Genomic DNA, 18976 nt, shown 5'->3' with positions numbered 1-18976 from the left:
AGTATGAACAGGCAAAGAAAGAAAATACTGATGTTTCACCCGTCCCTTGCACCCTACAGACTTGATCAGTTTAATTCGCTGAACGAGCTGTTCGATCTGACGGTGGTTTTTCTTTTCGACAACATCTGGAACAACAAGATGGATCAGAGTAAACTCCTGGACCATTGCAGATTTAAGGTTCTCTACTTACTGAAAGGGCCACGCCGGAAAGGGAAAGTATTCTTCCGTTTTGGCATGTACAGGATGATCCGGAAGATACAACCCGACATAATTATGGGGTTTGAATATTCTCTGACGACCCAGTTGCTGATTCTCTGGAAACAGCTAGGCATCATCACTCAAAAAATAGGGACTACCCTGGACGACAGTATAGACATGTGCCACCACATGCAATCGAAATTACGAAATTTGGCCCGAAAACGGTCTGTAAAACATTTGGATTTTTGGGTGGTCATGTCTGCAGAGGTATCGGAGTTTTACAAAAACAAGTTCAACTTGAAAGAGCATCAGCTTATCGTCTCACCCATATTGCAAAAACCGGAAAGATTGAGGGAAAACGCCCGGAAATTGGAGGAGATCGCACAACAATATGTTCGGGAATACGACCTCGAAGGTAAAAAGACACTGTTGTTTGTGGGAAGGCTAATCCCCGAAAAAGGGCTTTCCGTTTTTTTGAGTACTCTATCCTCCCTGTTGCTCGAAGCTGATAACCTGAAGTTCGTCATCGTCGGGGAAGGAAGAGAGCTCTCCTCCTTACAAGAAATAATGGAAGATCAGCAATTGCGTGGAAAAGTTATGTTTGCAGGGAGACTAGAGGGAGAGGAACTCCATGCCTGGTATGCCTGCGGGTCAGGATTAGTCTTGCCCAGCTTGTTCGAACCTTTTGGAGCCGTTGTGAACGAAGCATTGATTTTCGGGATGCCGGTACTGTGTTCTCAATATGCCGGAGCAGCAAGTTTGATAACTCCTGAACGAGGAATCCTGTTTGATCCAAAGAACAGAAACGACACCTTGGAGAAAACGGAACGTTTTCTGGAAATGATTCAATCCGTAAAAGAGGTACGCTTGGCAGAAAGGCCTTCATTAATGGGGAATTACCAATTGCAGTTCAATAAAGAATGGGAAAAACTGACCTGACGGATTCGACTTAGATACACATAAAAAACTATGCGCAACAAACAAAAGGACATACTCTACCTGCTTCATCTACCACCACCGGTGCACGGATCTTCCATTGTTGGTGAATTTGTTAAAGAAAGCCCGTTGATCAACAACTCCTTTCACGGCAGGTATATTAACTTGCTCATGTCCCGTTCAGTAAACGAGACCGGTAAAACTAGTTTTATCAAACTGTTCCGATTCATTGCAATCTGGATCGAACTCTTCGGGAAACTTATTCACCGCAGGCCAGACCTCTGTTATTATGCCCTGTCAACCACCGGTGCAGCCTTTTACAAGGACTGTTTTCTGGTAGGATTACTACGCATTTTTCGCGTAAAAACAATATACCACCTTCACAACAAAGGGATCCGGCATAACCAGCACAAAAAGGTAAACGACCTGCTCTACCGGTTTGTTTTTAAAAACACCAGCGTCATCCTCCTGTCGGAGCAGCTATACCTGGATGTAGAAAGGTATGTTTTACCCTGGAAAGTTTATTATTGTCCCAACGGGATCAAAGACTACCAGGTGGAAACAGAACTTTTGTCCCTTCAAGAAGACAAGACGTTAAAGATCCTTTTCTTATCCAATCTCTTTACAACGAAAGGAGTTTTTGACCTGATTGAAGCTTGTTCACTCTTAAAAGAGAAAGGATACCGGTTTACATGCGATTTCATAGGCGGGGAAGGAGACGTGAACGAAGAACAGTTCAACAATTACGTAAAACAAAAAAAACTGACGAACCAGGTAAAGTATCTTGGAAAAAGGTTTGGGAAACTGAAAGAAATGGCTTACGAACAGGCTGATGTTTTTGTGCTACCCACCTATTATCCGAACGAATGCTTCCCGTTGGTTATTCTGGAAGCCATGCAGCACAGCCTACCCGTTATTTCCACCTTTGAGGGAGGCATTCCCGATATGGTAAAAGACGGAATCAACGGTTTCCTGATTCCGCAACGTAACGTCATTGCCCTGGCAGAAAGGTTGGAGTTGCTGGTGCGGTACCCGCTGTTGCGAAAGCAGATGGGAAAGGACGGAAGGATGAAATACGAAAATAATTTCACCCTCAGTATTTTTGAACACAAGTTACTTTCCATTTTACAAGATGCGATTAAATAACCCTTATTTGCTAGAAAATGCTTACAGACATTACAAAAACACTGTACAGAAGGTATTTTGACACCGACCCAAGTCCGTTTATTTCAGAAGCATTTCTCGGGCTGGTTGAGAATAAGACAGAACGGCTGATCAGGCTGATGGACGAAGAGGAAAAGTCTATCGGATTAATTCTTGGCTTGAAGGACGATATTCTCTGTTCACCTTTTTCAGCTCCTTTTGGCGGCTTTCACTATACACACGAACATGTATCGTACAGTGTTATATTCAATTACCTCTCTGACTTAAAATTATTTGTGAACGAACAGGGATTCAAGCGGGTAGTCATCACCTTACCGCCCAACCCCTATCAGAACAACATGAACGCGAAATTCATAAATGCATTTGTCAGGTTGGGATTCACTATGGCTACCCCCGATATACAGAACTGTGTGAACCTGAAGAAATTCGACGGGAACTGGACAAAAAACACGGTGGGCCAGAATTGCAGAAGAGCAATAAAACATCAGCTCTCCTGCAGCATTGTTACAGACGAAGCATCTAGGAAAGACGCTTATGACGTGATTTTCCGGAATCGTGTCGAGCAAGAACGGAAAATACACATGACTCTCGAGGACATACTGAAAGTGAATGAAATCCTGCCGGTCGATTTCTTCCTGGTAAAAGACAGCGATGGATGCAATATCGGAGCAGGAATTTTTTATAGGGGACACAGCAAGATCGTTCAGGGCATTTTCCTGGGCGACGACATGGAAAAAAGATCGCTGGGGATAATAGACTTCCTGGTCATGAATATCTACGAACACTATAAAAAGATGGACTTCGATTACATCGATCTGGGAATATCCAGCATGTGCGGAGATCCTAACGTCGGATTAATCCGGTTTAAAGAAATCCACAACTGTGAGACATCACTCAGGTTCACCTTTTGGTGGAACCCTGGCAACAATCAATCATTTCAAATTAACCCTAAAAAATAAGCAATATGTTACACGAATTTAACTTGTTCAACGGGTCTTTACAAGAGATCAATCCGTCAAAAAAACTGATCACCACACTCAATGCCCACTCATTTAATACACTACATAAAGACATTTATTTCCGGGAAGCCCTGAAGTCGAGCGACATGCTGCTACCCGACGGAATAAGTATCGTCTGGGCGCTTCGCCTGTTAATCGGCGAAAAATTAAAAAAGATTGCCGGAGCGGATCTGTTCCGGTACGAAATGGATCGGATCCACTCAACGAAAGGGAAATGTTTCTTTCTGGGAAGTTCGGAAAAGACGTTGAACCTCATCCGGGAGAGAGCAGCAAAGGAGTATCCCTACGTAGAGGTCTACAGCTACTCACCGCCTTATAAGCCGGAATTCAGCGATGAAGAGAGCCAAAGGATGGTAGACGCAGTCAATGAAATCGAACCCGACGTCCTCTTTATCGGCATGACGGCGCCCAAGCAAGAAAAATGGGCCTTCAAGTATTACCCTCAGTTGAAAGCGGGCCACATCTGTTGCATCGGCGCCGTATTCGACTTCTACGCCGGAACCGTGAAGAGAGCACCCGGCTGGATGATATCCATCGGCATGGAATGGTTTTACCGGCTAATCAAGGAACCTAAGCGCATGTGGCGCAGGTACCTCATCGGGAATACATTATTCATCAAGCATATCCTGAAGGAAAAACTGGTGGCACTCTATCATTATAAAAACACTCGGCCCCGTGTAGTATTTCGCGATTTACTCTAAAAGGCTAAAAGACAAGGCATCCTTGTTTTTCAGCATAAACGCAACAAAGCATGTACAACGTATTCTATTTTATTATTTCGCAGTTATGGAAACAGATCACCCGGGAATAAGGTTCTTTTATCTTTTAATAGACTTGTTTCTTTTGAACTTAGCGGTCTTTATTGTTTTTCAGTTTAGCCCGGTTCACGATTATATGGACGTACCCCGAAGAAACCTGTATTATCTACACGCGAATATCTCGGAAATTATTGCATATACCTTGTACGGCAAAAGAAATTTCTTCTTCACTGACAAGTATAGGTACCGGTTGAGAATTATCAGCATACGTTTCCTTGTTTTGATCATCACCCTTTTTGCGCTGGGAGAGATCTTCCTTCCCAAGGGGTACCACCGGGTGTTTTTATTGGAGTATGTGGCATTCTTTTTCCTGTTCAAGGTAGTAGTGTTTTATTTCATTTACCAACTCCATCGATATCGCTACGCGAAGGGATATTCATTCAACAGGGTGATTATATTGGGTACAAACAACTCGAGTCGGGTAGTTGGAAAAATACTCAATAACAACCCTACGTTGGGTTTCAAGCTGGTGGGTTATATTTCTGACAAAGGAAACGGTGCTGGAGAGGACCTTCTGGGAGGGCTGACGGAGCTACCCGCTTTAGCGAAGGATCACAAAATAAACATGATCTTCGTGACCAACCCCAAGTACTTTACCCTGAAAAACACGAAAGAGCTTCTTGCCCTGTGCAATAAAACCGGACTGAGAGTGCGGTATATCCTCATGAACGGATACTGGAACAAGTGCATGTACCGAAAGGTAGAGTCCGCCCGTTTCTTCGAGATGTTCAACCCCCAGCAGATCCCGCTGGACGACCTGACGTTGCGCCTGAAAAAAAGGGCATTCGACGTCGTCTTTTCATCGGCAGTCATTCTGTTTATCTTCAGCTGGTTGCTTCCCCTGCTAAGCATCATTATCAAGTTAAACTCAAAAGGGCCTGTGTTTTTCGTTCAGCAACGGACGGGAATAAACAACAAGACATTCAACTGTATCAAGTTCCGGACCATGAAGGTGAACCAGGAAGCGGACACAAAACAGGCCGTGAAAAATGACAACCGGATAACCTCTATCGGGAATTTTTTACGCAAGTACAATATCGACGAACTGCCTCAGTTCTTTAATGTTCTCGTGGGGAATATGTCTGTGGTCGGGCCGCGTCCGCACATGCTCAAGCATACCGAACAGTATTCCGCTTTGATTGAATATTACAAGGTGCGCCATTTCGTGAAGCCGGGCATTACCGGCTGGGCACAAGTAAATGGCTACCGGGGACTCACCGACGAGCTTTGGAAAATGCAAAAAAGAGTAGAATACGACATGGAATACCTGGAAAATTGGAACTTCCTATGGGATATCAAGATTATTGTGATGACCCTGATCGGTAAGAACGCGTATAAAAACGCCATGTGAAAAATTTACGATATATTTGCATTTTAATTACAACAGATAAAATCATGACAAAAGTAGCATTAATTACAGGTATAACGGGACAAGACGGATCCTACCTGGCTGAATTTCTAATAGACAAGGGATACGAAGTCCACGGGTTATTACGCCGCTCATCATCATTCAATACGGGCCGCATCGAACACCTGTACCTGGACGAATGGGTAAGGGACATGCACCGAAAAAGGCTGGTGAACCTCCATTATGCCGACATGACCGACTCCAGCTCACTGATTCGGGTCATACAGACCGTGCAGCCCGGTGAGATCTACAACCTGGCTGCCCAAAGCCACGTCAAGGTGAGTTTCGACGTACCCGAATACACAGCCGAAACCGACGCTGTTGGTACGCTCCGCTTGCTAGAAGCAGTCCGGATTCTCGGACTGGAGAAGAAAACGAGGATCTACCAGGCCTCCACCTCAGAGCTCTACGGCCTGGTGCAGGAGGTACCCCAGAAGGAGACTACGCCCTTTTATCCACGCAGCCCATACGGCGTAGCTAAGCTCTATGGTTACTGGATTACGAAGAACTATCGTGAATCATACGGGATGTTTGCCGTGAACGGCATTCTTTTCAATCACGAGAGTGAACGGCGCGGAGAGACCTTTGTCACCCGGAAAATAACAATTGCCGTTGCCCGGATTGCCCAACAGATGCAGGACAAACTTTACCTCGGGAACCTGGATGCCTTGCGCGACTGGGGGTATGCAAAAGATTACGTGGAATGCATGTGGCTGATGCTCCAGCACAACACTCCGGAGGATTTTGTCATCGCCACAGGCGAGATGCACAGCGTTCGCGATTTTTGCGCGCTCGCCTTTGCTGAAGCCGGCATTCAACTACGGTGGGAAGGTAAAGGGATTAACGAAAAGGGAATAGACATCTCTACGGGGAAAACCTTGGTGGAAGTGGATCCCAAATACTTCCGCCCGGCCGAGGTGGAACAGCTTTTGGGAGACCCCACCAAGGCGAAAACCCTTCTCGGTTGGAATCCCCGGAAAACTTCCTTCGGGGAACTGGTGAAATTAATGGTAAAGCACGACATGAAGTTTGTGAGAAAACTGAAAGTCAAAGACGAAATAGACAATGAATAAAGGGAGCAAAATATACATTGCCGGCCACAACGGGTTGGTCGGTTCCGCCATCCGGAAGAACCTGCAGGAAAAAGGCTATACAAACCTCATCGGCCGTTCTCACGGGGAACTGGATCTGTTGGATGGTGCAGCCGTAAAAGCGTTTTTCGAAAAAGAAAAACCCGAATACGTATTTCTTGCTGCCGCCTACGTGGGCGGGATCGTTGCCAACAATACCTACCGGGCCGACTTTATCCACAAGAACCTCCAGATCCAGAACAATGTTATCTACGAAAGCTTCCGGAACAACGTGAAGAAACTGCTGTTTCTGGGTAGCACCTGCATCTATCCCAAGGAGTCCCCACAGCCGATGAAAGAGGATTACCTCCTTTCGTCGCCCCTCGAATATACAAATGAACCCTATGCCATAGCTAAAATTGCCGGGCTGAAGATGTGTGAAAGCTTCAACATCCAGTACGGGACAAACTATATCGCGGTAATGCCCACCAACCTTTACGGGCTGAACGACAACTTTCACCTGGAAAACAGCCACGTGCTTCCGGCCATGATGCGAAAAATGCACCTGGGCAAATGCCTGCACGAAGGCGACTGGGAGTCCGTAAGAAAAGACCTCAGAAGAAGGCCGTTGGACAACATCAACGATATAAGCACGACGGACGATATCGTAAACGCATTGAGCAAACACGGCATCTTTTCCACACACATAGAGCTCTGGGGAACAGGGCAGCCCATGCGGGAGTTCCTGTGGAGCGAAGATATGGCCGATGCCTGTGTTTTTATTATGGAGAACGTGGATTTCGACGATCTGAAACAAGACAGGAAAGAAATCCGCAACTGCCACATCAATATCGGCACGGGCAAGGAGATCAGCATAAAGAACCTTGCAGAGACCATAAGAAAAATTATTGGTTATAAGGGAGAGATCCGGTTCGATGCGTCAAAGCCCGACGGGACGATGCGAAAACTGACCGATGTTTCTAAACTAACATCGCTGGGCTGGCAATACAACGTTGAGATCGGGGAAGGCATAGACCGGATGTACAATTGGTATATAGCCGACCAGGAATAAACAAAAAAACAACTTTTTATGGAATACAGAAAACTGATGGAAGTCGAATTCAGGGAGTTCGACCGTGAAGCACTGGAGAAGTCATGGAAATGGCTGAACGACCCGCAATTAAAAAGCCTGACAATGACTCCCGACTTCGACCAGGAGTCTCAGGAGAAATGGTTCGAGGGCTTAAAGACCCGGACCGACTATCACCTGAAGGCCGGTTGGTATAACGGGGCACCGATCGCCGTTTACGGCCTGAAGCACATTACCGGTACCGACGGCGAGGTTTTCGGGTATATCGGCGAAAAGGAGTTGTGGGGTAAAACGGCTGCCATACAAATGATGCAGGATATAATCGATTACGCAAAATCCCGCAACCTGGAATCCCTGTACTGCATCACCCTGAAAGAGAACAAGAGGACTTACAGGTTATGTAGCCGGTTCGGCTTCGAAACGGAGAAAGAGGTTACCGACGATACAATCTTGATGAGACTCCGTTTCTGACCCAAGCTTCCTGGCACCAACATCACAGTAAATGTTCCATAAAGAATGCCTCCGGCTTGTCGAATGGAATCTTATCTATCCTTCATCTTCTTTTTCTTTACGAATAAATTCTTTGTATTGCTTAATCAAATCAGTCAAATATCTGTCAAGTCCTTTTACATTTTCTTCTTTCCATTTCTTGTTTTCGTAAGTTAATAAGCTTGCCTTGTCAAGATAAATCAATGCACTGTCTTTTTGTCCTATAAAATTATTCATTGCTGCAATTATGAAAAGAATTTCTTTTTCTTGTCCAGAATAAACTGAATCTGAAAGCATTAACCTTGCAAGGTCTAATGATTTTAGTCGAGATTCTTTCGCCTTTTCTTTATTTTTTTCCTGGTCATAATGATATCCCTGTACACGATAGAATTTACACCAAAATTCATTGTCTCGTCCAAGTATTTTATAGACATTTTCTGCAATTTCAAGTCGAGTTGTCATTGGAATGTCAATATAGTCTTTATACTTTTTTTCAAGTTTAACTGTGGATAAAAACTTTGTTAAGGTATCCACTCTATTTTCTGGGACACTATCAAAGTCCCACATATAAGTAGTAAAATTACATTTTGGGCAACAATACACTGATGGAAGATCGGTCAATGGCCAATACACATATTGATACTTGGAAGGCCAATTATAAATATATCCACCATAACTCTCAATTTCCTTGTATTCGTGTTTATGTTTACAGATAGGACAAGTATGTTCTGCTGGAAACCAAGTAGTAGCATTTACATTAAATGTCAATAAGAAAATGACTCCTAGTATTGAATTAATTCTTTTCATAATTGCCGTTTTTTGTTTTACAATGACCGCTAACGTTGGATAAAACGGTTTGATTTGTGCCAGTGATTTCGGTCTATGTGTGCCACCTTTTTCGGTTCAAACCGTGCCACTTTTTACGGTTCGATTTGTGCCACTTTGAAAAGATCAAGTTATCTTGTCCCTAAAAAAGGGATGTGGACTTGCAAACTTAATTGAGACAAAAAGTTAAGCGACATTTTTAATTGATTCTTTTTTAATATTATACTGATTCCAAAATTCATCAATGGTTAAGTTTCCCAATGCTGAGAATCTTCTTTTATGATTATACCAGGATTCAATATATTCAAATACATACAAGCGCATTTGCTCTCTTGTTTTGAGTTTGGTACCATAGACCAATTCAGATTTGAAAGTTTTGAAAAAGCTTTCAGCCACGGCATTATCCCAACAATTTCCCTTTCCACTCATACTTTGTTCCAGCTTCAAGGATTTCAACAGATTGACAGTCTGTTTGCAAGCATATTGTATGCCCCGGTCAGAATGAAATATCATTCCTTCTCCAAAAGGTCTGTTCCTATTGGCCATCCTGATGGCCGGAACTACGGTATGGGATGCATTCATATGATCGCTTATGGACCATCCGATCAGTTTGCGGTCAAAAAGATCCAGCACACAGGTCAGATAAAGAAATCCATCCTTACACGGAATATACGTCAGGTCAGAGACACACGCTTTCACAGGCTCATTCTGATTAAATTCGCGATTCAACAGATTTGGAGCAACCTTATAGTTGTGAGAGGCATCCGTCGTCACTTTGAATCGTCTCGAGAGTTTGCTGCGCAAGCCCATTTTCCTCATGTGGCATGCTACAGTGGTTCTCGAGACAGGAGTTCCGGATACCTGCAAATCCTTTGCCAGCCGGGGGCTTCCATTGCGTCCCCTGGCTGCAAAATATGCATCCCTGATCTTTTCGTCCAGCTCCATATATTTGCGCTTACGTTGGCCCTCCGGATCTTTAAGCCAGCGGTAATAACTGCTCCTGGGGACTTTCAGTACTCTGCACATCACCTCGACCGTCCATTGTTTCGAGTTATATTCCTTTATAAAGAGATAGATCAACGATCTCTCTTGGAGATGATGCTCAAAGCTTTTTTTAATATGTCCCGCTCCGTTTCAGCCTCGCCAAGGCGTTTTTCCAGTTCAGCAATCCTTTTGGTATCTTCACTTAATGACTGGACACCGTGTCCGGGGAAACTGGCTTCTCCTTTCTGCTGGTATTCTTTCCGCCAACGATATAAAAGAAAGGGGGCAATACCCAATTCCTGTGCAAGCTCGGAAATATTCTTGCGTTCTAAACTGAGTTTGACCGCATTCTCTTTGAATGCCTTGTCAAAATGGGTTCTTTGTTTTCTCATATTACACAAAAATAAGCGTTTATGCTTAACTCTGTGTCCCGGCTAAGTTAGTAATTCCAAACGATTTTCTAATAACTCAATATTTTTTACTTGATTTTCCATGGAAAGAAAAGAGGATTTTATCACTTGCTTCATTATTTTCTCAACTTTAACAAATTGCTTAAAGGTATTAAGAATTTGTTTTTCGGTCAATTGAAATTTCAATCCCAAGTTTATAAAATCTGATTTTGTCAGTTTCCGTGAGGATTCCGGCAAAGTCATCTTTATAAAGCACTTTCCCCTGTCTCATTTTTCAATCTCCTTATGGTTCACAGGCGCAAGCTTATTCCCAAACATCATCAATACTTGATTCACTTTTGCCAAACTCAGGTTTTCCTTACCCTGCTCTATCTTTCGGACAACCGTAAGTGCTACGCCTGCTCTGTCGGCAAACTCCTGCTGTGTAAGCTTGGCTTCTTTCCGTTTTGTTTTAATAAATGCGGCTAAACTTAATGACATAATTATATGCTTTTGCAGTTATTTTATGCAAAGATATAGAATTACATTCAAAAACATATAAAATCAAGGAAATAATCAAATTTATATGCTTTTGTAATTATTTTTTATCCAAAAATATTTATTTTCAATACACTATTTTCCGATGCAGAAAATGAAATATAATATAAATCAGATTGTTATATGAATAAAATGTACAGAAAAGTAACAAATAATTTTATCTCAACAATATATAATTATTATTCCAACCAAATATTCTCCCATTTATTTTCACAAGAAATACCATTTAATGGATTATTAAAAGCTCTGTGATTTAAAGTTTCATTATCAGATTTGCCTTCGAGCCAATGAAGATTTAATCCAGCTACGGAATCCAAATTAATCTCCTTTACTCTTTTATATCCTTTCGTATAATATTCATGTGACTGATTAGCAAGATCAATAAACTGACTTCGTGATAATATAAAATAACGAAATTCATAAACCCCATTTTTAATTTGTACATAAACAAATACATAAGGACCTAACACTTTCTTCTCAAGTTCATCTCTATTTAGACAATCTTCAATTTTGAAACCTATAGGTATATTTTTCCCTACGCTTGTTTTAACTTGAATGAAAGAAGTTAAAGGCTTCCAATCATTTAAATCCTCTTTGAAACATATTATATCAACAGATTTAAAATTTTTAATTGTTCCGTTTATGTTTAATGCATCCCAACCCTTTTGTAATAGTATTGATAGAACATTACTCTCACCAATCGCACATAAACGCGCTTTTACATCTTGTGAATTTGTTTTCATTAGCATATAATTTATATTTATCTCCAATTAAATTCGACTCCTAATAAATCCAATGCAGTGTATTTCCATATTTCTTGATCAAAGTTTGGGGTATATTTAGACATAAGGACTTTTTGCTTGTGTTCTTCTCCAGTATCATACCAACTATTGAATAGTCCAGTACGATTCCTTATAGTTTTAGGTGGATACTCATCATCTTTCAACTGAAAAAAAACTGTACCAATACGTTGAAGTTTTTTATTCTGTTTTATGCAGTCTGAAAGAAGTAAACTATGGTTATCGAGTACAAATCTATAGTCAAATTCTTCTGCGGTATCAAAAGTACCCAATGCAAGCTGATCACTTATAGTTGGATCTTTTCTTATGATATTAATAACATCACCCGTATAAATCAATTCTTTATTTATATCACGTACGTTTGTGCATACACCCGCAAATAAAACTTTTCGTGCATATCCACGGCCTTCACACTCATCACCAAATACATCTAATACAATACCTTGATTATGTTGGTCTGCCCATTTGTCATCTAAACTCCACACATAAAAATCTTCTTTATGGAAAAAGAAATCGCCAAATTCTCTGTAGCCAAATTTTTGATTTTCTTCTACATACCTTACCCTTATATTTGGTAAAATATCAAAAATTCCTGCACCTATTTCGTAATTATGTTTTTGACATAATTTCATTAGAGTTTGTTCAGTGATGGTTTCTGGTGATATTTCTCGTTCTTTTGGAGTATCAATTCCTAAATATGTGTCAATTAACATTCCGGGCAACCATTCTTTAGGGACAGCTATATTTGGAATATCTACTGCTTTCCTAAAAAGTTGTGACATATCGATATCTTTAAATCCTGCTATACCACATCCGACACGTGTAAGAAGAAAGCGATTTCGTGGATGTTCTTTTGCATATTCAATAAATTTTTCTGCATAAGGACGGATATCTTCTAGACCTCCATGCATCGTAGGAATAGCATAGCATCTACCAGTTGGGCCATCTCCAACTCCCCACTCAGCACCAAACTTTTCATATGCAATTTTGGCAGCACCTCCCATATGTTCACCTTGAACATTACTGCCAAATACAAATATTTCGCATCTTGATAGTTTAGTAATTCTTTCAGGCGTTAAATGGTTATTTTTCCTATTCATAATATTTTTTTAATTGGGATGCCAACTATTAACTTATGCAAAATAGATTCAACCATACAATTTCGTTATCTTTTAATATCATTACACAAGTTTTTTCAAAAGCTTGACTATTATTTGTAATAATTTCAGATTTGTAATCCATTATATATTGTCAACATTAATAATTCCTTGATTTGTAATACAATCTTCAATTTTGCAATCCTCTGATAGCTTGAACGTTCTTAATTTTGGATTTTCATTTTTTGCATCACCTGTAACTTAATCCATTTGAATAAAATCTGCAACAATAATGTTATTTCCATCAATTTCTTGCATATCCTTTATCAAGGTGTAATTATATTCAACATTTTCATTATTTGATAATTCAAACTGGATTTTTGGAGTATTTGCTGGAGCAGTTCCAATTGGAGCATTATTTTTATTATTTTCTACTTTTGTTTTAGGATAAAATCTGTGTTATGGGATATTTTTGCGTATCGAGCATTCATAGCAACGGGCAAAATAATTTCGCGCTCTTCTGATATTCTTAATATAATATTTTTTTCTCCATCGTTAACTTCAATTCTATCAGGGAACTGCTTACAATTTAACTCATTATTAAAAATCAAAATTTTATTTTCATTTATTATTATATTTATTCCCATCAAAAATATCATCAGTATTTACATTAATTCCAAACATGGTTATTTTCAGTGCATAGGTTCCATTATGATAGTTTTTTGCGCCAAAATTACAGGAACTCAACAAAATAATCATTGTTAAAAACAAAATGACCTTTTACATAAATCTTAATTACTTTTTAGAGGTTAGTACTACTTGAATTAAAAGATTTATCAACAAAATGAATTTTTTTGAATTTGTAAATATACTATTTTTCAGACCAAATAAAAAAATAAAATCGACTGGAGAAACATCGGCCGTTTTTGTTCAGTATTTGTTAGTATTTAGCAGTAATTACCAGTATTTAGCAGTAGTAATTTCGACTAGTGACCATAAAGGACAGAATAAATCATACTAATGACAACGAGAGTAACAAAAATAGTAACAAGAAAAAGATAACTAAGTATTGCAAAGTATATATAAAGTAACACTAAGAAGCTTATTATTATAATTTAAAGAATTGTAAACTATACAGTTATGAAAGCAAATCACTTTCCGATACAGAACTTGCTAAAGATGTTTCCCAGAATTTCATCGGTGGATATTTGCCCGGTAATTTCCCCGAGGTAGAACATGCACTCACGGATATCCTGTGATATAAAATCGCTGGAGATACCGATCTCCAGTCCCTCTTTAACCCGGCGGACGGCTTCCAGCGCTTTTACCAATGCCTCGTAGTGGCGCAGGTTAGTCACAATCACATCATGTTCGCCTATTTGCGGGATAGCCGCCGCTTTTAACAGCAGCTGCTGCAAAACATCGGTATTCTGTTGTTTCTTTGCCGATATAAACAGGCGCTCGGCCTTCAGTTCAGGCAGGATATGTTCTTTTTCGACCCGTTCGGCATCTGGCAAGAGATCGGCTTTGTTGAACAACAGCAACACATGCTTGTCAGCAAGTTTGGGGACAATGGATTCGGCAAGCGACTCTATTTTCTCCACGGGAGTAGTTAGATCAATCATCCACAACACAATGGAGGCCTGCCCGATTTTTTGAAAAGTGCGTTCGATCCCCATCGTCTCAATGGTATCGGTAGTGTGACGGATACCTGCGGTATCGATAAACCGGAAAGAGACTCCACTGATGTTTACGGTATCTTCAATCACGTCACGCGTGGTGCCGTGGATATCGGAAACAATGGCTTTTTCTTCGTTTAACAGCAGGTTCAGCAACGTGGATTTTCCGGCATTGGTCTCTCCGATAATGGCAACAGGAATACCGTTCTTAATCGCATTCCCCAACTGAAACGAACGAGCCAGCTTATCAATCTCCCGTTCAATCTCCTCCGTCAGTTCGTAAAGTTTCTGCCGGTTGGCAAACTCCACATCCTCTTCCGGAAAATCCAGTTCGAGCTCGACCAACGACACAAACTGCAACAACTTATCCCGTAACTCCGTCAGTTTTCCGGCAAACCCGCCGCGCATCTGGTTCATGGCCACACGGTGCGAAGCCTGCGATGCGGAGGCAATCAGATCAGCTACCGCTTCTGCCTGGCTCAGGTCGAATTTACCGTTTCCGAACGCACGGCGTGTAAACTCGCCTGGCTGTGCCAAGCGGACACCCCGGGCAATCAGTGCCTCCACAATCTTCTGCTGGATGTATACCGAACCGTGGCACGAGATCTCCACGCTCTCCTCACCTGTAAACGAATGCGGAGCACGAAAGACGGTAACAAGTACCTCATCCGTAACTTCGTTGTTGAACACGATCTGTCCGAAAAGTACCGTGTTTGCCTTTGCCCCAGCCAGTTTTTTACCGGATGGCGAAACAAAAAGGGTATCGGTCACAGCAATAGATCCCTCTCCCGATAAGCGGATAACGGCTATCGCACCCATCCCGGGCGGAGTGGATACCGCACAGATAATATCATTCATATGCGTTGTGAATTAATACCGGAAACTACTCCCTCCCAAAAACTCCCTCAGCAGGGAAGTGGGCGGCAATTCCCTGTCGGCAATATAATTGAAATAACGCAAAAACTTCAGTAAGCGATAAGCTTCGGAATATTCTTCCACCACACGGGGAACCTGTTGCAAAACCGGCTCGGCATGGCGACGGATGGCGGCCAGCTCGTAGATCATGGCCGAGTTGAACATCACGTCGGCGTTCTCCTGATACGGAAAAATCCACTTCTCTTCGCCCCGGCGAACGCTGTCCCACCGCGAAATGGTATCTCGAGCAGAATATCCGCGGTACCGGTTGTCACGGACAATCCTTCGCAACAGCCGGTTGTCCGCAGGCGGGATCCAGTTGTGGTTGTCCAGCGAGATGGAGGTGAGCGCCGAAACATAGATCATATACTTTTTATCGCGAGCAATGTGTTCCGTCAGCTTGGGATTGAGCGCATGGATCCCCTCAACGATCAGCACACTTTTTTTATCCATAACGAGACGACGGTTCCTGAACTCTCTTTTCCCGGTCACAAAATTGTACGATGGCAACTCAATCTCCTCCTCATTAAGCAGTGTTATGATCTGATTTTCAAAAAGATCCAGGTCAATAGCGTAAAGCGATTCGTAATCTTTTTCGCCAAACTCATCAAGCGGAGTCAGGTCGCGGTCGATAAAATAATCATCAAGTGAGATACCCACCGGCTTCAGCCTGTTCACATAAAGCTGTACTTCCAGCCGCTTCCTGAAGGTTGTTTTTCCAGACGATGACGGCCCCGAGATCAGTACAACCCGCAAACCATCGTTGTATCTTTCTGTAATTTCTTTGGCAATATCGGCAATTTCATTCGCCTGGTAAGCTTCCGAAACCTGAATAATCTCTGAAATTTTATTTGTTCGGATAGCCTTGTTCAAATCGCCCACATTATCCAGCTTACTTATCTTCAGAAACTCGAGATGCTCCCTATAAACCTTCAGCAACTTCTGCTGCGGGATGACCGGCTCCAGCTCAACCGGATTTTGCCTGTTAGGCACCACAAGCAAAAAGCCGCCGTTATAGGGAACAACATCAAACAAATGAAGATAGGCCGATGAAGGCAGCAGACAACCGTAATAATAATCGATATAATTGTCCAGTTTTGAGTAACGTGCATACAACAAATCATCAGAAGTCTCAAGCAATAGCGCTTTGTCTTTCATTCCGTTTTCGCGGAACAGCTTTACCACTTCCGCAATCTCTTCTTCCACTTGAATAAACGGAATATCGGCATCGATAATTTCCTGCATCCGTTTTTTGACCGCCATCAGCTCCTTTTCTCCTACCTCCACGTTGCTCTCTATGTGGAAATAGTATCCCCTCGAAACGGCGTGTTCAATGTACACTTCCGCATCCGGCAAAGTGTCGTCAACGGCTTTCGACAGCACGAAGCACAACGAGCGGACGTATGTCCGCATGGCCGAAGAGTCACTGATGTCGACGTACTCCACCCTACGTGGACGGTAGACCTGGTATGTCAGCGATTCTGTTTTATTGTTCACTTTTGCATTCGCAATGAGGTATGGTTTTTTCACTCCGAACACTTCGATCAGTTCTTCCAAGGAAGAACCCACCCTAACATCCTTGTATTCATTGGTGTTAAGGCAATGAATACGAACAGTATCAGTCATGTTTTTTTCAATTAATTTTCACAAATATTTGCAATCAAGCCTATTTTAGCTATATTTGCACGCTAATATACGCTATTTTTGGAAAATGGACTACAGTTTCTTCGACTTTTTAAAGCTTATAGGCTCACTTGCTCTCTTCCTTTACGGCATGAAGATTATGAGCGAAGGCCTGCAAAAACTGGCAGGAAATAAGCTCAGAACAATTTTGTCAGCGATGACAAAAAACCGCGTCATGGGTGTTTTAACGGGTGTCCTGATCACCGCACTCATCCAATCTTCGTCAGCCACTACGGTTATGGTGGTGAGTTTTGTTAATGCCGGATTGCTGAGCTTGGTCCAATCCATCGGTGTTATCATGGGAGCCAACATCGGGACAACGGTTACGGCGTGGATAATTTCTCTGTTTGGATTCGGGAAATTTTCCATCAGCGCTTTATCCATCCCGTTGATGGGGATTGCCCTCCCCTTGATTTTCTCATCGAAAAGCAAAAACAAATCTACCGGCGAATTCATCTTTGGTTTTGCATTTCTTTTTATGGGCCTCGATTTCCTGAAAAGCGCAATGCCTGACCTTCAGAACAATCCCGAAGTGCTGTCGTTCGTACAAAACTTCTCCGACATGGGTATCGGATCGGTTCTTATTTTTCTGCTGATAGGATCTGTTTTGACCATCCTTGTGCAGTCGTCGAGTGCAACCGTGGCCCTTACCCTGATTATGGCAACAAAGGGATGGATCGATTTCCCGGCTGCGGCAGCAATGATTATGGGTGAAAACATCGGCACCACCATTACGGCAAACCTGGCAGCCATTCCGGCAAACCTGTCGGCAAAAAGAGCCGCCTTCGCCCATTTCATGTTCAATGTGCTGGGTGTCATCTGGATGTTGTTTGTATTCAAGTATTTCGTAAATATGGTGGAAGGGCTGGTAACCTCTTTCGGGCCGGCCAATCCGGCTGAAATGTCGGCGTTTATCTCATCCCTCTCTCCCGAAGAGTATACACAGATAACAACACTTTCAAAATCGGAACTTTCTGCGGACCTGGTGTCCAAACAGAACATGTACCTCAGTTACCAGGGAGCTACCTCATACGGATTGTCGCTTTTTCACACGTTGTTCAACATTTGCAACGTATCATTGATGATCTGGTTTGTAAAGGTATACGAAAAAATATGCATCAACGTTGTTCGTCCGAAAGCCGGAGAGGAAGACGATGAAGAATTTGTTCTTCAGTACATTTCCACGGGAATCTTATCCACGGCAGAGCTCTCTATCCTGCAAGCCGAAAAAGAGACGGAGGTGTATGCCAAGCGGGCACGGAAGATGTTTGGATTTGTCAAGAAGATGACCAACATGGACCACAACGACAAGAAATTCCTGAAGCTATACAACCGGTTGGAGAAATATGAAGATATCTGCGACCAGATGGAAGTTGAAATTGGATCCTATCTAAGCAAGGTTTCCGAAGGAAGGCTTAGCCACCAGAGTAAAGAACATATTCGTGCCATTCTTCGTGCCGTAACGGAAATAGAAAGTATTGCGGATTCGTGCTGTAACATCGGCCGCCACCTGAAACGGAAGATGGAAGCAAACGTTGTTTTTGAAGAGAACATCCTTACCAACATCAACTCGATGTATGGATTGCTGGATAAGGCATACGAGAACATGCAGCTGGTTCTGAAGAACCAGCAGATTTCGGAAAAAGAGCTGCACGAAAGCCAAAGCATAGAAAGCACCATCAATAACAAGCGAAACACACTGAAACAGAAAAATGTGGAAGACCTGAACGAAAACCGGTATTCTTACCTGAACGGCGTGTTCTATATGGACATTACTTCGGAGTGTGAACGGATGGGGGACTACATCATCAATGTAATCGAATCACTGAAAGTGAAACCGGATTGAATTCTGTG

The 18976-nt window shown here is 42.3% G+C and carries 17 protein-coding genes and 1 pseudogene; 9 read left to right on the top strand and 9 right to left on the bottom strand.

The annotated features are described in order from the left end of the window. Window positions 1-3: 3 nt before the first annotated feature. The 8 genes from KCV26_12155 (at window position 4) to KCV26_12120 (ending at window position 8174) form a co-directional block, all read left to right on the top strand. Window positions 4-1137, top strand: coding sequence for a glycosyltransferase (locus KCV26_12155; GenBank protein WZX36046.1), 1134 nt, complete (start codon window positions 4-6; stop codon window positions 1135-1137). A gap of 30 nt (window positions 1138-1167) precedes the next feature. Beyond that, window positions 1168-2280 carry a glycosyltransferase gene (locus KCV26_12150; GenBank protein ID WZX36045.1) on the top strand — a complete coding sequence of 371 codons (1113 nt, stop codon included), beginning with the start codon at window positions 1168-1170 and terminating at the stop codon, window positions 2278-2280. A gap of 17 nt (window positions 2281-2297) precedes the next feature. Further along, window positions 2298-3257: a hypothetical protein gene (locus KCV26_12145; GenBank protein WZX36044.1), complete on the top strand. Its 960-nt coding sequence runs from the start codon at window positions 2298-2300 to the stop codon at window positions 3255-3257. A gap of 5 nt (window positions 3258-3262) precedes the next feature. Then, complete coding sequence (locus KCV26_12140; GenBank protein WZX36043.1) at window positions 3263-4018, top strand: WecB/TagA/CpsF family glycosyltransferase; 756 nt, start codon at window positions 3263-3265, stop codon at window positions 4016-4018. Between the two features lie 85 nt (window positions 4019-4103). Continuing rightward, window positions 4104-5486 carry an exopolysaccharide biosynthesis polyprenyl glycosylphosphotransferase gene (locus tag KCV26_12135; protein WZX36042.1) on the top strand — a complete coding sequence of 461 codons (1383 nt, stop codon included), beginning with the start codon at window positions 4104-4106 and terminating at the stop codon, window positions 5484-5486. Between the two features lie 44 nt (window positions 5487-5530). After that, the gene (gene gmd / locus KCV26_12130; GenBank protein ID WZX36041.1) at window positions 5531-6616 is read left to right on the top strand and encodes a GDP-mannose 4,6-dehydratase; all 1086 of its coding nucleotides are present in this window, start codon (window positions 5531-5533) and stop codon (window positions 6614-6616) included. Further along, window positions 6609-7685, top strand: a complete 1077-nt coding sequence (locus KCV26_12125) for a GDP-L-fucose synthase (GenBank protein ID WZX36040.1) — start codon at window positions 6609-6611, stop codon at window positions 7683-7685. The genes gmd and KCV26_12125 overlap by 8 nt, the downstream gene beginning before the upstream one ends. 18 nt (window positions 7686-7703) lie before the next feature. Further along, a complete protein-coding gene (locus KCV26_12120) occupies window positions 7704-8174 on the top strand; it encodes a GNAT family N-acetyltransferase (GenBank protein WZX36039.1) in 471 nt (156 codons plus the stop codon). A gap of 75 nt (window positions 8175-8249) precedes the next feature. Here KCV26_12120 and KCV26_12115 read toward each other — a convergent pair whose 3' ends face one another. From KCV26_12115 to KCV26_12075, 9 genes and pseudogenes are all read right to left on the bottom strand, one after another. After that, a complete protein-coding gene (locus KCV26_12115) occupies window positions 8250-8999 on the bottom strand; it encodes a DUF2225 domain-containing protein (protein WZX36038.1) in 750 nt (249 codons plus the stop codon). Window positions 9000-9203: 204 nt separating this feature from the next. Next, a complete protein-coding gene (locus KCV26_12110; GenBank protein WZX36037.1) occupies window positions 9204-10097 on the bottom strand; it encodes an IS3 family transposase in 894 nt (297 codons plus the stop codon). After that, window positions 10094-10393: a transposase gene (locus KCV26_12105; GenBank protein WZX36036.1), complete on the bottom strand. Its 300-nt coding sequence runs from the start codon at window positions 10391-10393 to the stop codon at window positions 10094-10096. Before KCV26_12105 ends, KCV26_12110 begins: the two co-directional genes overlap by 4 nt. A gap of 285 nt (window positions 10394-10678) precedes the next feature. After that, window positions 10679-10891 (bottom strand): helix-turn-helix transcriptional regulator, encoded by a 213-nt coding sequence (locus KCV26_12100; protein WZX36035.1) that lies wholly within the window; start codon window positions 10889-10891, stop codon window positions 10679-10681. 236 nt (window positions 10892-11127) lie between these two features. Continuing rightward, on the bottom strand, window positions 11128-11691 hold the full coding sequence (locus KCV26_12095) for a hypothetical protein (GenBank protein ID WZX36034.1): 564 nt from the start codon (window positions 11689-11691) through the stop codon (window positions 11128-11130). Window positions 11692-12470: 779 nt separating this feature from the next. After that, window positions 12471-12848, bottom strand: a pseudogene (locus tag KCV26_12090) (hypothetical protein). A gap of 428 nt (window positions 12849-13276) precedes the next feature. Beyond that, window positions 13277-13504: a hypothetical protein gene (locus KCV26_12085; GenBank protein ID WZX36033.1), complete on the bottom strand. Its 228-nt coding sequence runs from the start codon at window positions 13502-13504 to the stop codon at window positions 13277-13279. Window positions 13505-13996: 492 nt separating this feature from the next. Next, on the bottom strand, window positions 13997-15382 hold the full coding sequence (mnmE, locus tag KCV26_12080; GenBank protein WZX36032.1) for a tRNA uridine-5-carboxymethylaminomethyl(34) synthesis GTPase MnmE: 1386 nt from the start codon (window positions 15380-15382) through the stop codon (window positions 13997-13999). A 12-nt stretch (window positions 15383-15394) separates the two neighbouring features. After that, entirely contained in the window at window positions 15395-17065 is a 1671-nt protein-coding gene (locus KCV26_12075; protein ID WZX36031.1) for a nucleoside kinase, read from the bottom strand. A gap of 85 nt (window positions 17066-17150) precedes the next feature. Between KCV26_12075 and KCV26_12070 the strand changes: the two genes are divergently transcribed. After that, window positions 17151-18968, top strand: coding sequence for a Na/Pi cotransporter family protein (locus KCV26_12070; protein ID WZX36030.1), 1818 nt, complete (start codon window positions 17151-17153; stop codon window positions 18966-18968). Window positions 18969-18976: the final 8 nt, after the last annotated feature.

Source organism: Petrimonas sulfuriphila (assembly GCA_038561985.1).
GTDB lineage: Bacteria > Bacteroidota > Bacteroidia > Bacteroidales > Dysgonomonadaceae > Petrimonas > Petrimonas sulfuriphila.
Note: the sequence above shows the minus strand (reverse complement) of the source record. Positions and strands in the feature narration are given on the sequence as shown.

Bases quoted from the DNA above. Each gene is read 5' to 3' on its own strand.
- KCV26_12070 (WZX36030.1), top strand. From the start codon at position 17,151: ATGGACTACAGTTTCTTCGACTTTTTAAAGCTTATAGGCTCACTTGCT.
- KCV26_12095 (WZX36034.1), bottom strand. From the start codon at position 11,691: ATGAAAACAAATTCACAAGATGTAAAAGCGCGTTTATGTGCGATTGGT.
- KCV26_12115 (WZX36038.1), bottom strand. From the start codon at position 8,999: ATGAAAAGAATTAATTCAATACTAGGAGTCATTTTCTTATTGACATTT.
- KCV26_12075 (WZX36031.1), bottom strand. From the start codon at position 17,065: ATGACTGATACTGTTCGTATTCATTGCCTTAACACCAATGAATACAAG.
- KCV26_12105 (WZX36036.1), bottom strand. From the start codon at position 10,393: ATGAGAAAACAAAGAACCCATTTTGACAAGGCATTCAAAGAGAATGCG.
- KCV26_12155 (WZX36046.1), top strand. From the start codon at position 4: ATGAACAGGCAAAGAAAGAAAATACTGATGTTTCACCCGTCCCTTGCA.
- gmd (WZX36041.1), top strand. From the start codon at position 5,531: ATGACAAAAGTAGCATTAATTACAGGTATAACGGGACAAGACGGATCC.
- KCV26_12100 (WZX36035.1), bottom strand. From the start codon at position 10,891: ATGTCATTAAGTTTAGCCGCATTTATTAAAACAAAACGGAAAGAAGCC.
- mnmE (WZX36032.1), bottom strand. From the start codon at position 15,382: ATGAATGATATTATCTGTGCGGTATCCACTCCGCCCGGGATGGGTGCG.
- KCV26_12135 (WZX36042.1), top strand. From the start codon at position 4,104: ATGGAAACAGATCACCCGGGAATAAGGTTCTTTTATCTTTTAATAGAC.
- KCV26_12145 (WZX36044.1), top strand. From the start codon at position 2,298: ATGCTTACAGACATTACAAAAACACTGTACAGAAGGTATTTTGACACC.
- KCV26_12140 (WZX36043.1), top strand. From the start codon at position 3,263: ATGTTACACGAATTTAACTTGTTCAACGGGTCTTTACAAGAGATCAAT.
- KCV26_12120 (WZX36039.1), top strand. From the start codon at position 7,704: ATGGAATACAGAAAACTGATGGAAGTCGAATTCAGGGAGTTCGACCGT.
- KCV26_12150 (WZX36045.1), top strand. From the start codon at position 1,168: ATGCGCAACAAACAAAAGGACATACTCTACCTGCTTCATCTACCACCA.
- KCV26_12125 (WZX36040.1), top strand. From the start codon at position 6,609: ATGAATAAAGGGAGCAAAATATACATTGCCGGCCACAACGGGTTGGTC.
- KCV26_12085 (WZX36033.1), bottom strand. From the start codon at position 13,504: ATGATATTTTTGATGGGAATAAATATAATAATAAATGAAAATAAAATT.